18 protein-coding genes and 3 rRNA genes are annotated in these 23,448 nt (G+C 69.9%); 15 read left to right on the top strand and 6 right to left on the bottom strand.

The genetic code is table 11. From position 1 onward, the window contains the following. Positions 1-216: 216 nt before the first annotated feature. Complete coding sequence (locus SCATT_RS04600; RefSeq protein ID WP_014627499.1) at positions 217-2,667, top strand: FHA domain-containing protein; 2,451 nt, start codon at positions 217-219, stop codon at positions 2,665-2,667. Between the two features lie 60 nt (positions 2,668-2,727). Here SCATT_RS04600 and SCATT_RS04595 read toward each other — a convergent pair whose 3' ends face one another. Together SCATT_RS04595 and SCATT_RS04590 are read right to left on the bottom strand one after the other, a co-directional pair. Continuing rightward, the gene (locus SCATT_RS04595; protein WP_014141763.1) at positions 2,728-3,771 is read right to left on the bottom strand and encodes an S-adenosylmethionine:tRNA ribosyltransferase-isomerase; all 1,044 of its coding nucleotides are present in this window, start codon (positions 3,769-3,771) and stop codon (positions 2,728-2,730) included. Next, positions 3,768-4,466 carry an SDR family NAD(P)-dependent oxidoreductase gene (locus SCATT_RS04590; RefSeq protein ID WP_014141762.1) on the bottom strand — a complete coding sequence of 233 codons (699 nt, stop codon included), beginning with the start codon at positions 4,464-4,466 and terminating at the stop codon, positions 3,768-3,770. Before SCATT_RS04590 ends, SCATT_RS04595 begins: the two co-directional genes overlap by 4 nt. A 194-nt stretch (positions 4,467-4,660) precedes the next feature. On the opposite strand from SCATT_RS04590, the gene SCATT_RS04585 reads away from it, so the two are divergent. From SCATT_RS04585 to SCATT_RS04570, 4 genes are all read left to right on the top strand, one after another. Next, a complete protein-coding gene (locus SCATT_RS04585) occupies positions 4,661-5,836 on the top strand; it encodes a GAF domain-containing sensor histidine kinase (RefSeq protein ID WP_014141761.1) in 1,176 nt (391 codons plus the stop codon). Beyond that, on the top strand, positions 5,829-6,476 hold the full coding sequence (locus SCATT_RS04580; protein WP_014141760.1) for a response regulator: 648 nt from the start codon (positions 5,829-5,831) through the stop codon (positions 6,474-6,476). The genes SCATT_RS04585 and SCATT_RS04580 overlap by 8 nt, the downstream gene beginning before the upstream one ends. Before the next feature lie 171 nt (positions 6,477-6,647). Next, the gene (locus SCATT_RS04575) at positions 6,648-6,890 is read left to right on the top strand and encodes a chaplin (RefSeq protein WP_014141759.1); all 243 of its coding nucleotides are present in this window, start codon (positions 6,648-6,650) and stop codon (positions 6,888-6,890) included. A 260-nt stretch (positions 6,891-7,150) separates the two neighbouring features. Further along, a complete protein-coding gene (locus SCATT_RS04570) occupies positions 7,151-7,558 on the top strand; it encodes a chaplin (RefSeq protein WP_014141758.1) in 408 nt (135 codons plus the stop codon). Between the two features lie 81 nt (positions 7,559-7,639). Here the strand turns inward: SCATT_RS04570 and SCATT_RS04565 are convergent, their stop codons facing one another. Further along, a complete protein-coding gene (locus tag SCATT_RS04565; RefSeq protein ID WP_014627498.1) occupies positions 7,640-8,458 on the bottom strand; it encodes a hypothetical protein in 819 nt (272 codons plus the stop codon). A 148-nt stretch (positions 8,459-8,606) separates the two neighbouring features. Between SCATT_RS04565 and SCATT_RS04560 the strand changes: the two genes are divergently transcribed. From SCATT_RS04560 to SCATT_RS04550, 3 genes are all read left to right on the top strand, one after another. Further along, a complete protein-coding gene (locus tag SCATT_RS04560) occupies positions 8,607-9,398 on the top strand; it encodes an ABC transporter ATP-binding protein (protein ID WP_014141756.1) in 792 nt (263 codons plus the stop codon). A 71-nt stretch (positions 9,399-9,469) separates the two neighbouring features. After that, positions 9,470-9,880, top strand: coding sequence for an NfeD family protein (locus SCATT_RS04555; protein ID WP_014141755.1), 411 nt, complete (start codon positions 9,470-9,472; stop codon positions 9,878-9,880). Positions 9,881-10,000: 120 nt separating this feature from the next. After that, the gene (locus SCATT_RS04550; protein WP_014141754.1) at positions 10,001-10,954 is read left to right on the top strand and encodes an SPFH domain-containing protein; all 954 of its coding nucleotides are present in this window, start codon (positions 10,001-10,003) and stop codon (positions 10,952-10,954) included. A gap of 17 nt (positions 10,955-10,971) precedes the next feature. On the opposite strand, the gene SCATT_RS04545 is transcribed toward SCATT_RS04550, so the two are convergent. Both SCATT_RS04545 and SCATT_RS04540 read right to left on the bottom strand, forming a co-directional pair. Then, the gene (locus tag SCATT_RS04545; protein ID WP_014141753.1) at positions 10,972-11,436 is read right to left on the bottom strand and encodes an HNH endonuclease; all 465 of its coding nucleotides are present in this window, start codon (positions 11,434-11,436) and stop codon (positions 10,972-10,974) included. A 414-nt stretch (positions 11,437-11,850) separates the two neighbouring features. Then, positions 11,851-12,390 (bottom strand): YbhB/YbcL family Raf kinase inhibitor-like protein, encoded by a 540-nt coding sequence (locus SCATT_RS04540; RefSeq protein ID WP_014141752.1) that lies wholly within the window; start codon positions 12,388-12,390, stop codon positions 11,851-11,853. Between the two features lie 111 nt (positions 12,391-12,501). On the opposite strand from SCATT_RS04540, the gene SCATT_RS04535 reads away from it, so the two are divergent. The 7 genes from SCATT_RS04535 (at position 12,502) to SCATT_RS37655 (ending at position 22,038) form a co-directional block, all read left to right on the top strand. Next, the gene (locus SCATT_RS04535; protein WP_014141751.1) at positions 12,502-13,146 is read left to right on the top strand and encodes a DNA-3-methyladenine glycosylase; all 645 of its coding nucleotides are present in this window, start codon (positions 12,502-12,504) and stop codon (positions 13,144-13,146) included. A 112-nt stretch (positions 13,147-13,258) separates the two neighbouring features. Further along, entirely contained in the window at positions 13,259-14,539 is a 1,281-nt protein-coding gene (gene tyrS, locus SCATT_RS04530) for a tyrosine--tRNA ligase (protein ID WP_014141750.1), read from the top strand. 545 nt (positions 14,540-15,084) lie between these two features. Continuing rightward, positions 15,085-16,610 (top strand): 16S ribosomal RNA (locus SCATT_RS04525). Positions 16,611-16,884: 274 nt separating this feature from the next. Next, positions 16,885-20,007: ribosomal RNA gene (locus SCATT_RS04520) — 23S ribosomal RNA — on the top strand. A 161-nt stretch (positions 20,008-20,168) separates the two neighbouring features. Further along, positions 20,169-20,285, top strand: a 5S ribosomal RNA gene (rrf, locus tag SCATT_RS04515). Together the 16S, 23S and 5S rRNA genes form the textbook arrangement of a ribosomal RNA operon. 278 nt (positions 20,286-20,563) lie before the next feature. Further along, positions 20,564-21,109: a hypothetical protein gene (locus tag SCATT_RS37660; protein ID WP_086010085.1), complete on the top strand. Its 546-nt coding sequence runs from the start codon at positions 20,564-20,566 to the stop codon at positions 21,107-21,109. Next, positions 21,088-22,038, top strand: coding sequence for a tetratricopeptide repeat protein (locus SCATT_RS37655; protein WP_050990291.1), 951 nt, complete (start codon positions 21,088-21,090; stop codon positions 22,036-22,038). The genes SCATT_RS37660 and SCATT_RS37655 overlap by 22 nt, the downstream gene beginning before the upstream one ends. 54 nt (positions 22,039-22,092) lie before the next feature. Here the strand turns inward: SCATT_RS37655 and SCATT_RS04505 are convergent, their stop codons facing one another. Next, positions 22,093-23,403, bottom strand: a complete 1,311-nt coding sequence (locus tag SCATT_RS04505; RefSeq protein WP_014141749.1) for a DUF1015 family protein — start codon at positions 23,401-23,403, stop codon at positions 22,093-22,095. Between the last annotated feature and the right edge of the window lie 45 nt (positions 23,404-23,448).

The raw sequence follows: 23,448 nt of genomic DNA, 5'->3' as shown, positions 1-23,448 counted from the left end.
TCGCCCCTGTTCCGCGGAGGAAAGCCGTACACCGCCGTATGCCGGGATCATCCGGCATACCGCCGCCTACTTCCTCCCTACCACCGTCCGAGGGCGTTTCGGCCCCAAGCCCCCGCCAGAGGGCGACTTTCCGTAACGGACGGGAGCCTGGAATAGTGCTCCCGACGTTCGCCATCCCGGACTTCCCGGCATGGGGGTAAACCGGGGGACAACCTTGTGGGGCATGGAGTGCCGGAACTCGTACTGCAACTGAACGGACAAACCTGGTCACTTGACCCGGCCAGGTCGTACACCGTGGGCCGCGACCCGCAGGGGGACATCGGGCTCGACGACGCCCGGGTCTCCTGGCGGCACGCGATCCTGCGGTGGAACGGGCACGGCTGGACCCTGGAGGACCTGGGCAGCACCAACGGCACCTGGGCGCACGGACAGCGCGTCCACGAGATACCGATAGGCCCGGGCAGCACCGTCCACCTCGGCAACGCCACCGACGGCCCGCGGCTGGACTTCGCCGCCCCCGTCCCCGTCCACGCCGCCCCCGCCTACGCCGCCCCGGAACACCCGGCCACCGCACCGCACCCCGGCCACCCCGCACCCCAGCACTCCGCACCGGCATCCGAGTGGCCGCAACCCCACCCCGCGCCGGCCGGCGGACGCAACCCGACCAGCTTCCACCAGCTCGCCGTCGGCCGGGTACTGAGCATCGGCCGCGCCCTGGAGAACGACCTGGTCGTCGCCGACCTCCAGGTCTCCCGCCGCCACGCCGAACTGCGCATCCACCCCGACGGCCGCTACGAGATCGTCGACCTCGGCAGCCACAACCGCACCTACGTCAACGGCAAGCCGGTGCGCCGCGCCCTGATCGGCCCCGGCGACACCGTCGGCGTCGGCCACTCCACCTTCCGGCTCGTCGGCGACCGGCTGGAGGAGTTCGTCGACACCGGCGAAGTCACCTTCTCCGCCCGCCGCCTGACCGTCCAGGTGCCGCACGGCAACACCACCAAGACCATCCTCAAGGACGTCTCCTTCGGCGTACCGGAGAAGTCCCTGATCGGCGTCATCGGCCCCTCCGGATCCGGCAAGTCCACCCTGCTGCGCGCGCTCACCGGCTACCGCCCCGCCGACCACGGCCAGGTCCTCTACGACAACCGCGACCTCTACCAGCACTTCGCCGAACTGCGCCAGCGCATCGGACTGGTGCCGCAGGACGACATCCTGCACAAGGAACTGACGATCCGCCGGGCCCTGAAGTACGCCGCCAAACTGCGCTTCCCCGACGACACCGCCGCCGCCGAACGCCAGGCCCGCATCGACGAGGTGCTGCGCGAGCTCAAGCTCGACGTCCACGCCGACAAACGCATCACCGCGCTCTCCGGCGGCCAGCGCAAACGCGTCTCGGTCGCCCTGGAACTGCTCACCAAACCGTCGCTGATCTTCCTCGACGAACCCACCTCGGGCCTCGACCCGGGCATGGACCGCGACGTGATGCAACTGCTGCGCGGCCTCGCCGACGACGGCCGCACGGTGCTGGTGGTCACCCACTCGGTGGCCGAACTCGCCCTGTGCGACCGGCTGTTGGTGATGGCACCGGGCGGCTCGGTGGCCTACTTCGGGCCGCCCGACGAGGCGCTCGCCTTCTTCGGCTACGACACCTGGGCCGACGTCTTCCAGGCGTTCGAGAACTACCGCGACTACGACTGGGCCGGCCGCTGGCACGGCTCCCACCACTACCGCACCTACGCCGCCGACCTGGACGCCGCCGCGACCGTCCCCACCCCGCCCGCCCCGGTGGCCCCGCCGCAGGCCGAACCGCGCATGGCCCGCAGCTGGGGCTCCCAACTGCGCACCCTGATCGCCCGCTACCTGTCGGTGATCGCCTCCGACCGCGGCTTCATGGGGCTGATGCTCGTCCTGCCCGCCGTCCTCGGCGTGGTCAGCGTGGTCATCCCGGCCGACAGCGGCCTCGGCTTCGGCCCGGCCCGGGTGCGCCTGTGGAACAAGGACGCCGGCACCATCCTGATGATCCTCACCGTCGGCATGTGCTTCTCCGGCGCCGCCAACTCGGTACGCGAACTCATCAAGGAACGCGTCATCTACGAACGCGAACGCGCCGTGGGCCTGTCCCGCAGCGCCTACCTGATGTCCAAGGTCGTCGTGCTCGGCCTGATCACCGCCGTCCAGGGCGTGATCATCTGCGCCATCGGCTTCGCCCCGCGCGCCATGCCCGCCGAAGGCGTCCTGCTGCACAACGAACCGGCCGTCGAGATGACCCTCGTCGTCATCGGCATCGGCTTCACCTCGATGATGATCGGCCTGGTCATCTCCTCGCTGGTCAAGACCGCCGAGAAGACCATGCCGCTGCTGGTGATGTTCGCCATCGTCCAGGTGGTCTTCACCGGCATCCTCTTCCAGCTCTACGACAAGCCCGGCCTGGAACAGGTCGCCTGGCTGATGCCGTCCCGCTGGGCGCTGGCCGGCCTGGCCACCACCGCCCAGCTCAACATCCTCATGCCGTACGACCCCGCCCACCCCGACACGCTGTGGAAGCACAGCGCCGGGATCTGGTGCCTCGACCTGGCCGTCCTGCTCTCCCTCGGCGTCGCCTGCGGCTTCGCCGTCGCCCGGCTGCTGCGCCGGCACGAACCCGAGGTCATGCGCGGCGGCTGACCGCCCCTGCCCGGCCCGACGGCGGCGCCCCGGAACCCCGGGGCGCCGCCGTCCGCGTTCCTACGGCAGCAGCAGGTTGACGTCCCCGAACTCGTGCCACCGGTACCGCTCCCGCACCGCCTCCGCGTACACCCGGTCCAGCAGCTCGACGCCCGCCACCGCGGCCAGCATCAGCAGATGGGACGCCTCCGGCTCGTGCAACCCGGTCAGCAGCCCGTCCACCACCCGCGTCCCGCGCTCCGGGGTGACCACCAGATCCGTCCATCCCCGCGCCGCGCGCACCCGGCCGCCCTCGTCCGCCGCCGACTCCAGCGCCCGCACCGCCGTCGTCCCCACCGCGATCACCCGGCCGCCGCCGGCCCGCGCCGCGTTCACCAGCCGCGCCGTGCTCTCCGGCACCGCGAACCGCTCCGGGTACGGCGGCTCGTGGGCCTGAGCGGACGCCACCCCGGTGTGCAGCGTCAGCGGCGCCACCTGCACCCCCCGGCTCACCAGCGCCGCCACCATGCCCGCGGTGAACGGCCGCCCCGCGCCGGGCATCTCCGCCGACCCCAGGCCGTCCGCCGACGGCACCGAGAACACCGTGCGGTACGCCGCCAGTGGCTGGTCCCGCTCGGTGTAGCCGTACCGGATCGGCCGCCCGTTGCGGCGCAGGTACGCCACCGTGTCCGCGGGCGCCACCGTGGCCAGCCACAGCCGGTCCGACCCGGCCGCCAGCGGCGCGTCCAGCACCAGCCGCCCGCCGCCGGCCAGCGCCACCACCGCCCCCGCCGGACCGCCCGGCCGCGCCCGGGTGGTGCCCCGCCCGTCCGGGGTCCGCAGCTCCACCGCCCACCGCCCGTCGTCCCGCCGGGTCGAGAAGTGGACCACCACCGCCTCCCCGGCGAGCACCCCGTCCACCGCCGCCGGCAGCGTCGGCGAGGTGTTGACCACCAGCACGTCCCCGGCGCACAGCAGCCGTGGCAGCGCCCGGAACGCGTGGTGGCTCACCTCACCGGTGCTCCGCCGGCCGGTGATCAGCCGCACCGCGTCCCGCCGGGCCGGCGGCACCCGCGCCGACAGCTCCGGCGGCACCCGTACCGTCCGCACCGCCGACGCGGTCACCGCGCCGCCTCCAGGAGCGCGCCGGCCAGGTAACGGCCGCTGGCCGGCCGCTCCGCCACCAGCCGCAGCAGCGCCGGCACCACACCGGCCGGATCCGGACGCGCCGCCGCGTCCGGATCCCCCGGCACCGCCGCCTCGTACATCGCCGTCCGCATGTCGCCCGGATCGACCCACCACACCCGGACGGCCGGCTCCTCCACCGCCAGCACCGCGCACAGCCGCTCCAGCGCCGCCTTGCTCGCCCCGTAGCCGCCCCAGGTGGGGTACGCCTCCACGGCCGCGTCCGAGGTGACCGAGAGCACCGCGCCGCCGGCCGCCCGCAGATGCGGCAGCGCCTCCTGCACCAGGGCCAGCGGCGCCACCGCGTTGGTCTCCAGCGCCGCCCGCAGCCCGGTCAGCGGATGGTCGGCCAGCGGCACCAGCGGCTCGGCGCCCAGCACGCTCGCGTTGTTCACCAGCAGGTCCACCCCGCCCGCCGCCATGGCCGCGGCCACCAGCCGGGACCGGTGCCCGGCGTCGGTGACGTCCCCCGGCACCGCCCGTACCCGGCCCGGCCCGGGCAGCCGGGCCACCGCCGAGCGCAGCGCCGGCCCCGAACGGGCGTCGGCCACCACCTCCCAGCCCCGCGCCGCCAGCCCCGCGGCCAGCGCCAGCCCCAGCCCCCTGGACGCCCCCGTGACGATCGCCACCGGCATGTCGGCCTCCTCGCACCGCCGTCGCCGGGCCCGTCGCCCGGCGCACGGCCCCCACCGTAGGAACGCCCCGCTCCGCCCCGCCTCGGCCCGCGGACCTGGGACCCGGTGGGCACTTGGGCCTAAACCCCCGGTCCCGGGTGGCCCCCGACCCCGGGCGGATGCCGGGTGTCGTACCGCCCGGCTACCGTGAACACATGTCCAACGGGTCCCACCCGGCGCCGCCCGGCGCGTACTCCGGGCGAGCCGGTATCGAGGCGGTCAGCGCGGCGGTGCTCGCGATGAGCCGCCACCTGGAGGTGCGCGAGGTCCTCCAGACCATCGTCGCCTCCGCCCGCCGGCTGCTCGACGTGCGCTACGCGGCACTCGGCGTCCCCGACGACCACGGGGGCTTCGCGCAGTTCGTGGTCGACGGCGTCAGCGACGAGCAGTGGAAGGCGATCGGCCCGCTGCCCCGGCAGCACGGCATCCTCGCGGTGATGCTCCAGGAGGCCACCACGCAGCGCCTCGCCGACGTCCGCCGCGACCCCCGCTTCGGCGGCTGGCCCGCCGCCCACCCCGAGCTGGCCGACTTCCTCGGCGTGCCCATCGTCGACGGCGACGAGGTGCTCGGCGCGATCTTCCTGGCCAACAAGAACTGCCCGGCGCCCGGCGGCGGCTGCGCCTTCGACGAGGAGGACGAGGCGGTGCTGCGCATCCTCGCCGCCCACGCCGCCATCGCCCTGACCAACGCCCGGCTCTACGAACGCGGCCGGGAGCTGACCATCGCCGCCGAACGGGCCCGTATCGCCCACGAGTTGCACGACGCGGTCAACCAGAAGCTCTTCTCGCTGCGGCTCACCGCCCAGGCCGCCGCCGCCCTCGTCGACCGCGACCCGGCCCGCGCCAAGGAGGAGATGCGCCAGGTGGCCCGGCTCGCCGCCGAGGCCACCGACGAACTGCGGGACGTGGTCGTCGAGTTGCGCCCGGCCGCCCTGGAGGAGCACGGCCTGGTGGCCACCTTGCGCACCCAGGCCCAGGTGCTCGGCCGCGCCCACCCCGCCACCATCGCCTTCACCTCCCGCGGGGTACGGGCGCTGCCGCCGGCCCAGGAGGAGGCGGTGCTGCGGGTCTTCCAGGAGGCGCTGCACAACGCGCTGCGGCACGCCGACGCCACCACCGTCGAGGTGCTGCTCGAAGGCCACGGCAAGGGCGCCCGCCTGCGGATATCCGACGACGGCCGGGGCTTCGACCCCTCGGCGGTGCGCCGGGCCGGCCGCCACCTGGGCCTGGTGTCCATGCGCGACCGGGCGGCCGGGGTGGGCGGCGGCCTCGTCGTGGAGTCCGAGCCCGGCAAGGGCACCGTCGTCGAAATGGAGGTGCCCGGTGGCTGAGGGACACAAGATCCGGGTGCTGCTGGTCGACGACCACCAGGTGGTCCGCCGCGGCCTGCGGACGTTCCTGGAGGTCCAGGACGACATCGAGGTGGCCGGCGAGGCGTCGGACGGCGACGAAGGGGTGCGCCTGGCCCAGGAGTTGCGCCCCGACGTCGTCCTGATGGACGTCAAGATGCCCGGCACCGACGGCATCACGGCGCTGCGCAAGCTGCGGGAGCTGGGCAGCGCGTCGCGGGTGCTGGTGGTCACCAGCTTCACCGAGCAGCGCACCGTGGTCCCGGCGATGCGGGCCGGGGCCGCCGGGTACGTCTACAAGGACGTCGACCCCGACGCGCTGGCCGGGGCGATCCGTTCGGTCCACGCCGGCCACGTCGTCCTCCAGCCCGAGGTGGCCGAGGCGTTGCTGACCCGGGAGGAGACCGGCGGCGGCACCGGCCGCGGCGGCGCCCTCACCGACCGCGAGCGCGAGGTGCTCGGCCTCATCGCCGACGGCCGCTCCAACCGGGAGATCGCCCGCGCCCTGGTGCTCTCCGAGAAGACCGTCAAGACCCACGTCTCCAACATCCTCATGAAGCTCGACCTGGCCGACCGCACCCAGGCCGCGCTGTGGGCGGTACGCCACGGGGTCGGCGGCTGACGCGGGGGGCCAAGGGGTCCGGAGCCGAAGCGGAACGTCTTCTTCCGGAGTGAGATTCATACCGTCGGGTGTATGTCGCCCGATCGGCGCAACCGGGCCGATCGTCGGACGTTCTCCATGGCGTGCCCGCGGCGACGTGCCGCGGAGCGCGTCGCTAGGAGGATCGAAGAAGTGAAGAACCTGAAGAAGGCCCTCGTCGTCACCGCCCTGTCGGCCGGTATCGCCGCCGCCGGTGCCGGCGTGGCCTCCGCCCACGACGCCGACGCGCGGGGCAAGGCCGTGCAGTCGCCGGGCGTCGCCTCGGGCAACACCGTGCAGGTGCCGGTCCACGTGCCGGTCAACGTCTGCGGCGACAGCATCAGCGTCGTCGGCATCCTCAACCCCGCCTTCGGCAACGTCTGCCACAACGACTGAGCCGTCGGCCGGGCCTTTGCCGCGGGCGCATCGCGCGGTCCGTACCCGCGCGGCGTGCCCGTAGCCGGCCGGCCCCGGAGACCACATCCGGGGCCGGCCCCCTTGGGTCGGCTTCCTCACCGGTGTCACACCACCGCGTACCCCGGCATTGCGCCGTCCGGAGGTATCGCGGCTGATTGCCGTGTCATCGGACGCGATCGGGCGTTGGCACCGTGTGACCCCGCGGCAGGGGTCACCGGATCACAAGAGGAGCACTTCCCATGAACACTGCCAAGAAGGCCGCCCTGGTCCTCGTTGCGGCCGGGTTCGCGGCGGGCACCACCGCCGGCAACGCCTTCGCGCACGAAGAGGAACACCACCACGTCCACCACCACCACTACTACAGCAGCCACCGCACCAAGGTGGAGAGCGGCTCCATCGCCAAGGGCGCGGCGGTCAACTCCCCGGGCGTGATCTCCGGCAACGTCGTCCAGGTCCCGATCGACATCCCGATCAACGCCTGCGGCCTGACCGTGGACATCATCGGCATCCTCAACCCGGCGTTCGGCAACAACTGCGTCAACGGCCCGATCGTCCGCGAAGAGGACCGCGAGCGCGGTTACGACCACGTGAGCGAGCACCACGAGCGCGGTGGATACGGGCACGGCCGTGGCGGCTGGGACGACTGACACCTGCGGCGTCGCCAAGGCCCCGCGAGCGCACCGCCCGCGGGGCCTTGCCGTGTCCGGGTCCGGGACCGCGCCACCGGCTCAGCGCCGGGCGGAGTGCTCCACGTAGGCGTTGTACGCGGCCACCTGGGCGCGGCGGGCGGTGCGCTCCACCGGACGCAGCACGGCGGCCCGGGCCGCGATCTCCGAGGCGCTGACGGCGGCACCGTGCTCCGCGTCCGCCTCGTCGCCCCGCGCGATCTGCGTCAACGCGGCCACCCGCTGGGCGAGTTCGAGCACCCGGATGGCCCGCGGCGGGTACCCGGGGGCCAGCACCTCCCGGCCGCGTCCGGCCCGGGCCCGGTACGCCTCCAGCGCCGCCCGCGCGGCCGGCCCCGCCCCCGCCACGTCCAGCCGGGCGAGCGCCGCCGTGGCCTCCCGCATCGCCTCCGCCAACTCCTGTTCCGCCTCGCCCAGCGACGGCACGTCGGCCGGCGGCGCGTCCCGCACCGGGGAGCAGCGCCAGACCACCTCCACGTGCAGGTCGTCCGGGGCCGGGCCGGCCTCGGTGACCGAAGGCACCAGACCCAGCGGCGCCGCCGCCCCCGGACCCCGGGCCACCTCGGTGAGCACCGCCTCACCCGCCGCCAGCGCCACCTCGTTGAACTCCGGCGGCCCGCTGAGCCCCAGCGGATGCCCCGGCGTCGGCAGGGCCACCCGCAGCCCCGTCACCCCCAGCGCCCGCAACCGGCCGAGCCCGTACGCCAGCCCCACCGCGTCCGGCTCCCCGGGCAGCCCGGTGATCCGGTGAACCGCGTCACCCCCGGTGATCTCCTGCACCGCGTCATCAGGTGCGACAAATCCTCCAAGCAGGGCATTTCCCCACGCCGCCAGGCGTCCTGAACGAGGTTCTCGAAGCATCCCCCCAGCCTATGGAGTGAGCCGCTCGGCGCGTGGCGTAGGTTTTCCCTGGTGCGCTTCCGCGACCTACCCGCGTCGCGCCGAACGCCACGTACGCACGAGTACCGACCGAGTACCGACCGAAAACGCATGGGGAGACAACGCGCTCATGAGCGATGTACTGGAGCTGGTGGACGTATCCGTGGTCCGCGACGGCCGGGCTCTGGTCGAGCGGGTCTCCTGGTCGGTCGCCGAGGGTGAGCGCTGGGTGATCCTCGGCCCCAACGGCGCCGGCAAGACCACGCTGCTCAACGTCGCCTCCAGCTACCTCTTCCCGACCACCGGCACCGCCGTCGTCCTCGGTGAGAAGCTGGGCAGCGTCGACGTGTTCGACCTGCGCCCGCGCATCGGCATGGCCGGCATCGCCATGGCCGAGAAGATGCCGCGCCGGCAGACCGTGCTGGAGACCGTGCTCACCGCCGCCTACGGCATGACCGCCCACTGGCGGGAGAAGTACGACACCTCCGACGAGCACCGCGCCCGGCTGATCCTGGACCGGCTCGGCATGGCCGAGTACGCCGACCGCCGCTTCGGCACCCTCTCCGAGGGCGAACGCAAGCGCACCCTGATCGCCCGCGCCATCATGACCGACCCCGAACTGCTCCTGCTGGACGAGCCGGCGGCCGGCCTCGACCTCGGCGGACGCGAGGACCTGGTGCGCCGCCTCGGCCGCCTCGCCCGCGACCCCATCGCCCCGGCCATGATCATGGTCACCCACCACGTCGAGGAGATCGCCCCCGGCTTCACCCACGTCCTGATGATCCGTCAGGGCAAGGTGGTCGCCGCCGGCCCCATCGACCTGGAACTGACCTCCCGCAACCTCTCCCACTGCTTCGGCCTGCCGCTCGTCGTGGAACGCCGCGGCGACCGCTGGACCGCGCAGGGCCTGCCCCTGGTCTGACCCGACGCCACATCCGTGCGCCCCTGTGCTGCCGGGCCCCGCGCCCCTACGATGGCGGTGTGGAGGCATGGATGTGGTGGCTGGTCGCCGCCGCGGCGCTGGGCATCGCCATGGTGATCACGACGTTGCCCGAACTCGGCATGCTCGCCATCGGCGGAGCCGCCGCCGCGGCCACCTCCGGCCTCGGCGGCGGAGTCGTCCTGCAGACCGTGGTCTTCCTCGCCGTCTCCGTCGCCCTGGTCGGCGTGGTCCGCGGCATCGCGCTGCGCCACCGCGCCACCCCGCCCCGGCTGCGCACCGGAATCGACGCGCTCAAGGGGCGTTCGGCCCTGGTGGTGGAACGCGTCGACCAGCACGCCGGACGCATCAAGCTGGCCGGCGAGATCTGGTCGGCCCGCGCCCTGGACACCGGTCGGGTCTACGAGGCCGGCGAAGAGGTGGACGTGGTCGACATCGAGGGGGCGACCGCGGTCGTGATGTGACCGGCACACCCGGGCGGCCGGGGCGGAGCAATCCCCGCAACCCGCCGCACGCCGGGTCGGGACTCTGCCAGACTTGATCATCGAACAGTCGGAAAGCCGCGCGTCGTCCGGGGAGTGGTCGTGACACCCATCATCATCGTGCTGGTCATCCTGGTGGTGCTGGTCTTCATCGCACTCATCAGGACGGTGCAGGTCATCCCGCAGGCCAGCGCGGCCATCGTGGAGCGGTTCGGCCGCTACACGCGCACCCTCAGCGCCGGCCTGAACATCGTGGTGCCCTTCATCGACCGCATCCGAAACCGCATCGACCTGCGCGAACAGGTCGTCCCCTTCCCGCCGCAGCCGGTGATCACCCAGGACAACCTGGTGGTCAACATCGACACCGTCATCTACTACCAGGTCACCGACGCCCGGGCCGCCACCTACGAGGTCGCCAGCTACATCCAGGCGATCGAGCAGCTCACCGTCACCACCCTGCGCAACATCATCGGCGGCATGGACCTGGAACGCACCCTGACCTCCCGTGAGGAGATCAACGCGGCGCTGCGCGGCGTGCTGGACGAGGCCACCGGCAAGTGGGGCATCCGCGTCAACCGCGTCGAGCTGAAGGCGATCGAACCGCCCACCTCCATCCAGGACTCGATGGAGAAGCAGATGCGCGCCGACCGTGACAAGCGCGCCGCCATCCTCACCGCCGAAGGCATCCGGCAGTCCCAGATCCTCACCGCCGAAGGTGAGAAGGCCTCCGCCATCCTGCGCGCCGAAGGTGAGGCCAAGGCCGCCGCGCTCAAGGCGGAGGGCGAGGCCCAGGCCATCCGCACCGTCTTCGAGTCCATCCACGCCGGCGACCCGGACCAGAAGCTCCTCGCCTACCAGTACCTCCAGATGCTCCCCAAGATCGCCGAGGGCGACGCCAACAAGCTGTGGATCGTCCCCAGCGAACTCGGCGACGCCCTCAAGGGACTCGGCGGCGCCATCGGCAACTTCGCCCCGCCCACCGGCGGCAACAGCGGTGGCGGCAACGGCACCGTGGTCGCCCCGCGCCGCGAGAGCCCCAGCCTCGACAAGGACTGACGCCCGCCCCGGGCACCTCAGCCCCGGCCCACCGCCAGCAGCAGCGCGTCCGCCGGCGTCGGCTCGAACGGCCTGATCAGCAACCGCATCCCGGCCTGCTCCGGGGTGCGGTCCGCTTTACGGTGATTATCGGCCGCGCAAGCCGCCACCGTGTTCAGCCAGGTGTCCTGGCCGCCCCGCGACCTCGGCACCACGTGGTCCACCGTGGTCGCCCGGCGCCCGCAGTACGCGCACCGGTGCCGGTCCCTGGCCAGCACCCCGCGCCGCGACCACGGCGCCCGTTGTCGGAACGGCACCCGGACGTAACGGCTCAGTCTGATCACCCGGGGCACCTCCACCTCGACCGCCGCCGACCGCAGCCGCAACCCCGGATGCGCCTGCTCCACCACGGCCTTGCCCTGCATCACCAGCACCACCGCACGCCGCGGCGAGACCGTCGACAACGGCTCGTAACTCGCGTTCAGCACCAACGCCTCGCGCATCGCGCCCACCTCCGGGTCCGCCCCGCCCCCGTGGCGGGGTGGCACCACTGTGACCGTGCCGATCACGCGCGACAACGCAATTTCGCCCAACGAGCCCGCTGGGCACGGGGATTGGCGATCGGGAGGTTGCGCAGGCAGACATGACAACGCCCCGGGTGCTCGTCCCCCGTCCATACAGCGAGACACCCGGGGCATCCGGCGACCGGCGCGGTCACCCGGACCATGCCAAGGCTCCGGCGGAAGGCCACGGCAAGCACGCCGGGCCGTCCCCGCCACTGCGGTGCCGGTCGCCGGTGACCAGGAAGGCCGCCGGCCACCACCACTGTGCGGCCCCAACACCCCCCGCGCAACGCGTTTTCCGCCCGACGGAGGCGTACCGGCCCGCACGGCCGCACCGCGGCCCGGCCGAGGCGCTCAGCCCTCGGCGGGCACCTCGTACTCCGCGATCAGCTGCGCCCGGCCGATCGTGTGGAACCGCAGGTTGAACCCGACCACCGCGGGCGTCGCCGACGCGTCCGGCCCCAGCTTCTCCTCGTCCACCGCGTAGACCGTGAAGACGTAGCGGTGCGGACCGTCACCGGGCGGCGGCGCCGCACCGCCGAAGTCCTGGGTGCCGTAGTCGTTGCGCACCTGGACCGCGCCCCGCGGCAGCCCCGCGAAGTCCCCCGACCCCGCCCCGGCCGGCAACTCGGTCACCGAGGCCGGGATGTCGAAGACCGACCAGTGCCAGAACCCGCTGCCGGTCGGCGCGTCCGGGTCGTAGCACGTCACCGCGAAGCTCCTGGTCCCGGCCGGAAACCCGTCCCACCGCAGATGCGGCGAGGTGTTGCCCTTGGCGTACACCTGGGCGTCCGGCAGCGTGCCGCCGTCCCGGACGTCGTCGCTCACCACGGTGAACGACGGCACCGGCGGGTGGAAGTCGTGGGGGAGCGGTCGCCTCTTGCGCTCGGTCACCTGGCTGCCTCCTCATCGCGCCTGATGGTTCGTCCGCCACCCTAGAACGTGATCGACCGGGAACGTGATCGGCACCGTGCGCGATCGGCCCGCCCGGTACGCTCGGACCACATGACCTCGGCTACCGACCGCACCCCGCTGCCCCGTGCCTTCTTCGACCGCCCGGTGCTCGACGTGGCACCCGACCTGCTCGGCCGCGTCCTCGTCCGCGACACCCCCGACGGTCCCGTCGAGGTACGGCTCACCGAGGTCGAGGCGTACGCCGGCACCGCGGACCCCGGCTCGCACGCCTACCGAGGCCGCACCGCGCGCAACGCCGTCATGTTCGGCCCGCCCGGTCACGCCTACGTGTACTTCACCTACGGGATGTGGCACTGCATGAACCTGGTGTGCTGCCCGGAGGGCACCGCCGGCGGCGTGCTGCTGCGGGCCGGGGAGATCGTGGCCGGCGCCGACCTGGCCGCCAAGCGCCGCCCCAGCTCCCGCCGCCCCGCCGACCTCGCCCAGGGTCCGGCCCGGCTGGCCACCGCGCTCGGCATCGACCGCGCGCTCGACGGCGCCGACGTCTGCCCCGCCGCCCCCGCCGACTCGCCCTTCCGGGTGCTCACCGGAACCCCGGCGTCCCCCGGGGCGGTACGCAACGGCCCGCGCACCGGGGTCGGCGGCGAGGGCGCGGCCCACCCGTGGCGCTTCTGGATCGACGGCGACCCCACCGTCAGCCCGTACCGTGCCCACGCGCCCCGCCGCAGGCGGTAACCGCCGGCCCGGACCGCGTACCCTCGGACAAGCTGTCTGTAGTGACGAGGTACGCCCGGCACCGCGATCGGCGCGGCGGAGGGCGTACCCGAAGAGGGAGAAACGAGACACCGTGACGGACATCGTCGACGAGCTGCGGTGGCGGGGAGTCCTCGCCCAGACCACCGACGAAGAAGCCCTGCGCAAGGCGCTCGCGGACGGCCCCGTCACGCTGTATTGCGGCTTCGACCCCACCGCGGCCAGCCTGCACGTCGGCCACCTCACGCAGATCATCGCGCTGCGCCGCTTCCAGCTCGCCGGGCACCGGCCGATCGCCCTGGTCGGCGGCGCCACCGGACTGATCGGCGACCCCAAGCCCAGCGCCGAGCGCCAGCTCAACGCCGCCGCCACCGTCGAGGAGTGGGTCGGCAGGCTGCGCGGCCAGCTCTCCGCCTTCCTGGACTTCGACACCCCGGGTCCCGGCCAGGCGATCATGGCCAACAACTACGAGTGGACGGCCGGCATCTCCGCGCTCTCCTTCCTGCGCGACCTCGGCAAGCACTTCAGCGTCAACTCGATGCTCTCCCGCGAGACGGTCAAGACCCGCCTCGACGGCGAGGGCATGAGCTACACAGAGTTCAGCTACGTGATCCTCCAGGCGCTGGACTACGTGGAGCTGTACCAGCGGTACGGCTGCACGCTCCAGATCGGCGGCAGCGACCAGTGGGGCAACATCACCGCCGGCCTCGACCTGATCCGCCGGATGCGATCCAACCAGCCGCACGGCCCGGCGCACGCCCTCACCCAGAACCTGCTGACCAAGGCGGACGGCACCAAGTTCGGCAAGACCGAGGGCGGCGCGGTCTGGCTCGACCCCGAGCTGACCACGCCCTACGCCTTCTACCAGTTCTGGCTCAACACCGACGACCGCGACGTCACCCGCTACCTGCGCACCTTCAGCTTCCGCGACCGCGAGGAGATCGAGGAGCTGGAGCGGGCCACCGCCGAGCGCCCGCAGGCCCGGGCCGCCCAGCGGGCGCTCGCCGAGGAGCTGACCACCCTGGTGCACGGCGCCGACCAGACCGCCGCGGTGATCGCCGCCTCGCAGGCGCTCTTCGGCCAGGGAGACCTGGCCGCCCTGGACGAGCGGACGCTGGCCGCGGCCCTCGCCGAGCTGCCCTACGCCAAGGTGCCGGCCCTCGCCCCGGTCGTCGACCTGCTCGCCGAGACCGGCCTGGTACCGAGCAAGTCCGCCGGGCGCCGCACGGTCAAGGAGGGCGGTGCCTACGTGAACAACGCGAAGGTCGCCGGCGAGGACGAGATCCCGGGCGAGGCCGACCTGCTGCACGGCAAGTGGCTGGTGCTGCGCCGCGGCAAGCGCAACCTGGCCGCCGTCGAGGTCGTCCGCGACTGACGCGACACCGCCGAGCAACGCCCTGACCTGCGGCAACGTGGACGGGCCGGACGAGACTTGACTCCGGCCCGTCCACCGCCTAACGTGGCTAAGCCGCTGGGGGCTGAGGGCCATGCGGTGGACCACGTCCACAGGCACCTCGTCACTCGGCATAACCACTACTGAACTCGCTCCCGACAGGGTCGAATTTCCTTGTCGAGAAATTCGGGTGTAACGTGGTGGACACGCTGGAAGGGCCGAAAGGCCAAAAAGGCAAAACCCCGCCAGCGGGAATCGGGTCCGAAAGGATCTGATAAGCTGGGGACAACGAAGGGAAAGCCCGGAGGGGCCGGAAACGGCAACGAAGGAAGCTTCCGTTCCTTGAGAACTCAACAGCGTGCCAAAAGTCAACGCCAGATATGTTGATACCCCGTCCGCCGGGCCTGACGGCCTGGATGGATGAGGTTCCTTTGAAGAAAACACAGCGAGGACGCTGTGCACGGACCGGATTATTCCTCCGGCCCGTGCCGCTCTCGTGACTGTGTCACCGGGATAGCCCGGAAGCATTCACGGAGAGTTTGATCCTGGCTCAGGACGAACGCTGGCGGCGTGCTTAACACATGCAAGTCGAACGATGAAGCCCTTCGGGGTGGATTAGTGGCGAACGGGTGAGTAACACGTGGGCAATCTGCCCTGCACTCTGGGATAACTCCGGGAAACCGGGGCTAATACCGGATACGACCTTAGGGCGCATGCCCTGGGGTGGAAAGTTCCGGCGGTGCAGGATGAGCCCGCGGCCTATCAGCTTGTTGGTGGGGTAATGGCCTACCAAGGCGACGACGGGTAGCCGGCCTGAGAGGGCGACCGGCCACACTGGGACTGAGACACGGCCCAGACTCCTACGGGAGGCAGCAGTGGGGAATATTGCACAATGGGCGAAAGCCTGATGCAGCGACGCCGCGTGAGGGATGACGGCCTTCGGGTTGTAAACCTCTTTCAGCAGGGAAGAAGCGCAAGTGACGGTACCTGCAGAAGAAGCACCGGCTAACTACGTGCCAGCAGCCGCGGTAATACGTAGGGTGCGAGCGTTGTCCGGAATTATTGGGCGTAAAGAGCTCGTAGGCGGCTTGTCGCGTCGGATGTGAAAGCCCGGGGCTCAACCCCGGGTCTGCATTCGATACGGGCAGGCTAGAGTTCGGTAGGGGAGATCGGAATTCCTGGTGTAGCGGTGAAATGCGCAGATATCAGGAGGAACACCGGTGGCGAAGGCGGATCTCTGGGCCGATACTGACGCTGAGGAGCGAAAGCGTGGGGAGCGAACAGGATTAGATACCCTGGTAGTCCACGCCGTAAACGTTGGGAACTAGGTGTGGGCGACATTCCACGTTGTCCGTGCCGCAGCTAACGCATTAAGTTCCCCGCCTGGGGAGTACGGCCGCAAGGCTAAAACTCAAAGGAATTGACGGGGGCCCGCACAAGAGGCGGAGCATGTGGCTTAATTCGACGCAACGCGAAGAACCTTACCAAGGCTTGACATACACCGGAAAACCCTGGAGACGGGGGCCCCCTTGTGGTCGGTGTACAGGTGGTGCATGGCTGTCGTCAGCTCGTGTCGTGAGATGTTGGGTTAAGTCCCGCAACGAGCGCAACCCTTGTCCTGTGTTGCCAGCATGCCCTTCGGGGTGATGGGGACTCACGGGAGACTGCCGGGGTCAACTCGGAGGAAGGTGGGGACGACGTCAAGTCATCATGCCCCTTATGTCTTGGGCTGCACACGTGCTACAATGGCCGGTACAATGAGCTGCGATACCGTGAGGTGGAGCGAATCTCAAAAAGCCGGTCTCAGTTCGGATTGGGGTCTGCAACTCGACCCCATGAAGTCGGAGTCTCTAGTAATCGCAGATCAGCATTGCTGCGGTGAATACGTTCCCGGGCCTTGTACACACCGCCCGTCACGTCACGAAAGTCGGTAACACCCGAAGCCGGTGGCCCAACCCCTTGTGGGAGGGAGCTGTCGAAGGTGGGACTGGCGATTGGGACGAAGTCGTAACAAGGTAGCCGTACCGGAAGGTGCGGCTGGATCACCTCCTTTCTAAGGAGCACATAGCCGGATGCGAGCGAGTGTCTCGCACGGTTGCTCATGGGTGGAACGTTGACTATTCGGCATGTCCTTGTGATGGGCACTAGTACTGCTTCGGCGTGGAACGTGGGCCTTGAGCGGGGTGGTGTCGGGCACGCTGTTGGGTCCTGAGGGAACGATGAGTCCCCTCGGACATGGAGACCGGTCTCGCCGAAGGCGCCGTGAGGTGTTGGGTGTGGGGGATGGGTCGTTGCTTGAGAACTGCATAGTGGACGCGAGCATCTGTGGCCAAGTTTTTAAGGGCGCACGGTGGATGCCTTGGCACCAGGAACCGATGAAGGACGTGGGAGGCCGCGATAGGCCCCGGGGAGCTGTCAACCGAGCTGTGATCCGGGGGTGTCCGAATGGGGAAACCCGGCAGTCGTCATGGGCTGTCACCTACTGCTGAACACATAGGCAGTGTGGAGGGAACGCGGGGAAGTGAAACATCTCAGTACCCGCAGGAAGAGAAAACAACCGTGATTCCGGGAGTAGTGGCGAGCGAAACCGGATGAGGCCAAACCGTTTGTGTGTGATACCCGGCAGGGGTTGCGCAGGCGGGGTTGTGGGAGCTTTCTTGACCGGTCTGCCGGCCGGTCGGCGAGTTATAAACCGTTGGTGTAGGCGAAGGGCATGCGAAAGGCCCGGCGTAGAGGGTAAGACCCCCGTAGTCGAAACATCAGCGGCTTGCTTGAGAGCCACCCAAGTAGCACGGGGCCCGAGAAATCCCGTGTGAATCTGGCGGGACCACCCGCTAAGCCTAAATATTCCCTGGTGACCGATAGCGGATAGTACCGTGAGGGAATGGTGAAAAGTACCGCGGGAGCGGAGTGAAATAGTACCTGAAACCGTGTGCCTACAAGCCGTGGGAGCGTCGCCGTCAGGTTTTGCTTGGCGGTCGTGACTGCGTGCCTTTTGAAGAATGAGCCTGCGAGTTTGCGGTGCGTGGCGAGGTTAACCCGTGTGGGGTAGCCGTAGCGAAAGCGAGTCCGAACAGGGCGAGTCAGTCGCGCGCTCAAGACCCGAAGCGGAGTGATCTAGCCATGGGCAGGGTGAAGCGGAGGTAAGACTTCGTGGAGGCCCGAACCCACCAGGGTTGAAAACCTGGGGGATGACCTGTGGTTAGGGGTGAAAGGCCAATCAAACTCCGTGATAGCTGGTTCTCCCCGAAATGCATTTAGGTGCAGCGTCGTGTGTTTCTTGCCGGAGGTAGAGCACTGGATAGGCGATGGGCCCTACCGGGTTACTGACCTTAGCCAAACTCCGAATGCCGGTAAGTGAGAGCGCGGCAGTGAGACTGTGGGGGATAAGCTCCATGGTCGAGAGGGAAACAGCCCAGAGCATCGACTAAGGCCCCTAAGCGTGTGCTAAGTGGGAAAGGATGTGGAGTCGCAGAGACAACCAGGAGGTTGGCTTAGAAGCAGCCATCCTTGAAAGAGTGCGTAATAGCTCACTGGTCAAGTGATTCCGCGCCGACAATGTAGCGGGGCTCAAGTACACCGCCGAAGTCGTGTCACTCACACAATACCTCCAACGAGGGTGTGGGTGGGTAGGGGAGCGTCGTGTGCCGGGTGAAGCAGCGCCGGAAGGTAGTTGTGGACGGTTCACGAGTGAGAATGCAGGCATGAGTAGCGATACAAGAGTGGGAAACTCTTGCGCCGATTGACTAAGGGTTCCTGGGTCAAGCTGATCTGCCCAGGGTAAGTCGGGACCTAAGGCGAGGCCGACAGGCGTAGTCGATGGACAACCGGTTGATATTCCGGTACCCGTGGCAGTGCGCCAACGCTGAATCCTCGAATGCTAAGGCCGTGAAGCCGCCTCTGATCTCTTCGGAGTGAGGGGGAGTGGTGGAGCCGCCGGTCCAACGTGGTAGTAGGTGAGCGATGGGGTGACGCAGGAAGGTAGTCCAGCCCGGGCGGTGGTTGTCCCGGGGTAAGGGTGTAGGACGTCATGCAGGCAAATCCGTATGACACATAGTCTGAGACCTGATGCCGAGCCGATTGTGGTGAAGTGGATGATCCTATGCTGTCGAGAAAAGCCTCTAGTGAGTGCTGTTGCGGCCCGTACCCTAAACCGACTCAGGTGGTCAGGTAGAGAATACCGAGGCGTTCGGGTGAACTATGGTTAAGGAACTCGGCAAAATGCCCCCGTAACTTCGGGAGAAGGGGGGCCATTCCTGGTGATCCGTCGTGCACGGTGAGCTGGGGGTGGCCGCAGAGACCAGCGAGAAGCGACTGTTTACTAAAAACACAGGTCCGTGCGAAGCCGTAAGGCGATGTATACGGACTGACGCCTGCCCGGTGCTGGAACGTTAAGGGGACCGGTTAGCTCTGATTCGTCAGGGCGAAGCTGAGAACTTAAGCGCCAGTAAACGGCGGTGGTAACTATAACCATCCTAAGGTAGCGAAATTCCTTGTCGGGTAAGTTCCGACCTGCACGAATGGCGTAACGACTTCTCGACTGTCTCAACCATAGGCCCGGTGAAATTGCATTACGAGTAAAGATGCTCGTTTCGCGCAGCAGGACGGAAAGACCCCGGGACCTTTACTACAGTTTGATATTGGTGTTCGGTTCGGCTTGTGTAGGATAGGTGGGAGACTGTGAAGCTCAGGCGCCAGCTTGGGTGGAGTCGTTGTTGAAATACCACTCTGGTCGTGCTGGATGTCTAACCTGGGTCCGTGATCCGGATCAGGGACAGTGTCTGATGGGTAGTTTAACTGGGGCGGTTGCCTCCTAAAGGGTAACGGAGGCGCCCAAAGGTTCCCTCAGCCTGGTTGGCAATCAGGTGTTGAGTGTAAGTGCACAAGGGAGCTTGACTGTGAGACTGACGGGTCGAGCAGGAGCGAAAGCTGGGACTAGTGATCCGGCGGTGGCTTGTGGAAGCGCCGTCGCTCAACGGATAAAAGGTACCCCGGGGATAACAGGCTGATCTTCCCCAAGAGTCCATATCGACGGGATGGTTTGGCACCTCGATGTCGGCTCGTCGCATCCTGGGGCTGGAGTCGGTCCCAAGGGTTGGGCTGTTCGCCCATTAAAGCGGTACGCGAGCTGGGTTTAGAACGTCGTGAGACAGTTCGGTCCCTATCCGCTGTGCGCGTAGGAGTCTTGAGAAGGGCTGTCCCTAGTACGAGAGGACCGGGACGGACGGACCTCTGGTGTGCCAGTTGTTCTGCCAAGGGCATGGCTGGTTGGCTACGTTCGGGAGGGATAACCGCTGAAAGCATCTAAGCGGGAAGCGTGCTTCGAGATGAGGGCTCCCACCCACTTGATGGGGTAAGGCTCCCAGTAGACGACTGGGTTGATAGGCCGGATATGGAAGCCAGGTGACTGGTGGAGTTGACCGGTACTAATAGGCCGAGGGCTTGTCCATAGCTGCACGCGTCCACTATGCGGTTCCCGGGTTGCGAACCATCGCACCGGTGAATCGGTTACAACCGCCTCGGTCTGGCCGGGACGGCAGTCAACTGAAAAGTGTGCTCGTTCGCTGGCACCTCGCCTGTGTCTCGTTCCGACGGGACGGCCCGATGGTGTTTCGGTGGTTATAGCGTTAGGGAAACGCCCGGTCACATTCCGAACCCGGAAGCTAAGCCTTTCAGCGCCGATGGTACTGCGAGGGGGACCTCGTGGGAGAGTAGGACGCCGCCGAACTATCTTTATGGACCCTCGGTCCCGGCCTGAGCGCCGGGACCGAGGGTCCTTTTCGTTTGCCCACCCCCCGCCGATGCGCGTTCTCCCGACGAATACGGGAGACTGGCACTACAGCAGCACGATCCAAGGAGTCACGTCGATGTCCAACTCGTCCGAGGGCCGCTCGGATAGGCCCGAGCGCAGGGACCGGAACGCCGGCGTCGGCGGGCGCCGCGATTTCCGTACCGGTGGCCCCCGTCGCAACGACGACCGGGGCGGCTTCCGCCGGGACGACCGGCGTGACGAGCGTCCCCATTACGACCGTCCCCGCGAAGACCGCCGCGACGAGCGCCCGCGTGATGACCGTCGGGATGACCGTGGTGGTTTCCGCCGCGACGAGCGTCCCCGTTACGACCGTCCCCGCGATGACCGGCGTGATGACCGTGGTGGCTTCCGTCGGGACGACCGGCGTGACGACCGTCCGCGCCACGACCGTCCCCGTGATGACCGGCCGCGTGACGACCGTCGGGACGACCGGGGCGGCTTCCGCCGGGACGACCGGCCGCGTTACGACCGTCCGCGTCGGGACGACGAACGGGGTGGCTTCCGGCGCGATGACCGCCGGGATGAGCGTCCCCGTTACGACCGTCCGCGCGAAGACCGCCCGCGTGACGACCGCCGTGACGACCGGGGCCGGGGGGACCGTCGTCCGGCCGGGCCGGGGCGGGGGCGGTTCGAGAGCCGCGACCGGGACCGCGACCGTGGTCGGGGGCGGGGTGGCCGGGAGGATGCGCGTGAGGAGCAGCGCGAGCCGGTCAAGCGGCTGCCGATCCCGGAGGACGTGACCGGCCAGGAGCTGGACAAGAGCGTCCGGCAGGAGTTGCAGTCGCTGCCGAAGACGCTCGCCGAGGACGTGGCCCGCAACCTGGTGATGGTGGCGCGGCTGCTGGACACCGAGGCCGAGCAGGCGTACGCGTACGCCAAGGTGGCCTTCCGGCTCGCTTCGCGGGTGGCGGCGGTGCGTGAGGCGGTGGGCTTCGCGGCGTACTCCACCGAGCGGTACGCGGAGGCGCTGGCGGAGTTCCGCGCGGCGCGGCGGATGACCGGTTCGGTGGAGTTGTGGCCGGTGATGGCCGACTGCGAGCGCGGGCTGGGCCGTCCGGAGCGGGCGCTGGCCATGGCCGGCGAGCCCGAGGTGCAGAAGCTGGACCGGGCCGGGCAGGTGGAGATGCGGCTCGTGGCGGCCGGCGCGCGGCGGGACATGGGTCAGGCCGACGCGGCCGTGGTCACCCTGCAGAGCCCGGAGCTGGCGTCCAGCGCCGTCCACCCGTGGACCGCGCGGCTGCGTTACGCGTACGCCGACGCGCTGGTCGCGGTGGGCCGCGAGGACGAGGCGCGGGACTGGTTCGCCAAGGCGCTGGAGGCCGACCAGAACGGCGCCACCGACGCCTCCGACCGGCTGGCCGAGCTGGAGGGCGTGCACTTCGTGGACGCCCTCGACCCGGAGGCCGAGGACGCGGAGGACGCCGAGGACGCGGAAGACCTCGCCGAGGACGCCCGCCCCGAGGAGTCCGGCTCCGAGGAGTCCGGCTCCGAGGAGTCCGGCACCGAGGCCGCCCCCGCGCAGCCGATCGACCCCTCCGCGTTCCTCGACAACCCGTTCAAGGAGCCGGCCCCCGCCGACGACGCCAAGCCGGAAGACGAACGGCCCGAGGACGACCGTCCCGCGGACAAGCGCTCCGAAGAGGACGACAACCGTCCCGACAACGCCTGACGGCCGACCGTACGGCCCCGCCACCCCGGCGGGGCCGTACCCGTCAGCGCGGACTCACTCCAGATCCAGGCTGCGCAGCACCAGCCCCGACGCCGGCTTCGGGCCGAACGACGTCGACTTGTGCGGCATCATCACGCCCTGCCGGGCCAGTTCGAGCACCGTCGCCTCCGGCACCGGGTGCATCAACACGGCGGTGCCGCCCAGGCGTTCGGCCTGCCCCACGGCGGCCGGGGCGTCGTGGACGTAGCCGACGTGCTCGGGGGCGTCCGGAACCCGCCACAGGTGGTCGATGAGCACGTGGTGGAGGACCGTGGCGTCGAGCCGGCGCCACGGTTCCGGGCGGTCGTGGCGCACGCACGCGTCGACGAGGCGCTCGGCGACCTCGGTGACCAGGTGGAAGGCGCCGTCCCCGGCGAGCAGGTAGGCGTTGCCGGGGCCGGATGCCGCCTCGGCCAGCGTGGCCAGCGCGTCCGGCAGCGGCACGTCGAGCCGCCGTACCCGGCAGGCGTCCCCCAGGGCGGCGAGCGCGTCGGCCACCGGGAGGCGGCGCAGCACCCGGTGGATGGCGCGGACCCGCAGCGGGTAGCGGGCGGTGTCCACGAGCAGCACCAGGCCCTGGTCCCACGGGCCGGGCGCGGGCTGCTCGGCGCGGAGCAGCAGGTAGGTGGCCCAGCGGTGGTGGCCGTCGGCGATCAGCGCCTGGCGCGTGGCCAGGTCGGCGCCGACGGCGGCGATCCGCGCCGGGTCGGTGACCGCCCACAGCCGGTGGCGGGTGCCGTCCTCGGTGGTCGTGGCGAGCAGCGGCGGTTGGTCGCCGGCCGCCTCCACGGTGCGGGCGGCGGCGCCCCGGCTGTCTCCCCGGTAGGCGAGCAGCAGCGGTTCCAGGTTGGCCCGGGTGGCGCGCATCAGGCCGGCCCGGTCGGCCACCGGCGCCGGCATCACGTCCTCGTGGGGGAGGACCACGCCCTCGTCCGCGGTGGTCAGCCGCAGCGCGCCGATCAGTCCGCGCTGCACCAGGCCGGCCGCGTCGCGCTGCTCGTACACGTAGAGCGCGGGCTCCGGGTCGGGGGCGAGGACGCCCCGTTCCCGCCAGTCGCGCAGGGTGCGGGCGGCCCGGGCGTGGCTGGCCGCCGGGTCGCCGTCCTGCGGGAGGATCAGCCGCACGATGTTGTGCGGATCGGCGTCCTCCAGCCGTACCAGTCCGTCGGGGCGGACCACGACGTCGTACGGTGGCGAGGTGACCGCGGACAGGCTGCCGACCCGGTCGGGGACGTAGCGCAGTCCACGGAAGGGCGCGAGCCGCAGGCCGCGCGCTTGCCGGGGGTCCCCTTGGGATGGCCAGGGGGAGGCTCCTGGAGTGCTCATCGGAGCATGCTATGTGTCCGGTGGGGGTGTCCGGCCACCGGGACG

Source organism: Streptantibioticus cattleyicolor NRRL 8057 = DSM 46488 (assembly GCF_000240165.1).
Classification (GTDB): domain Bacteria; phylum Actinomycetota; class Actinomycetes; order Streptomycetales; family Streptomycetaceae; genus Streptantibioticus; species Streptantibioticus cattleyicolor.
Note: the sequence above shows the minus strand (reverse complement) of the source record. Positions and strands in the feature narration are given on the sequence as shown.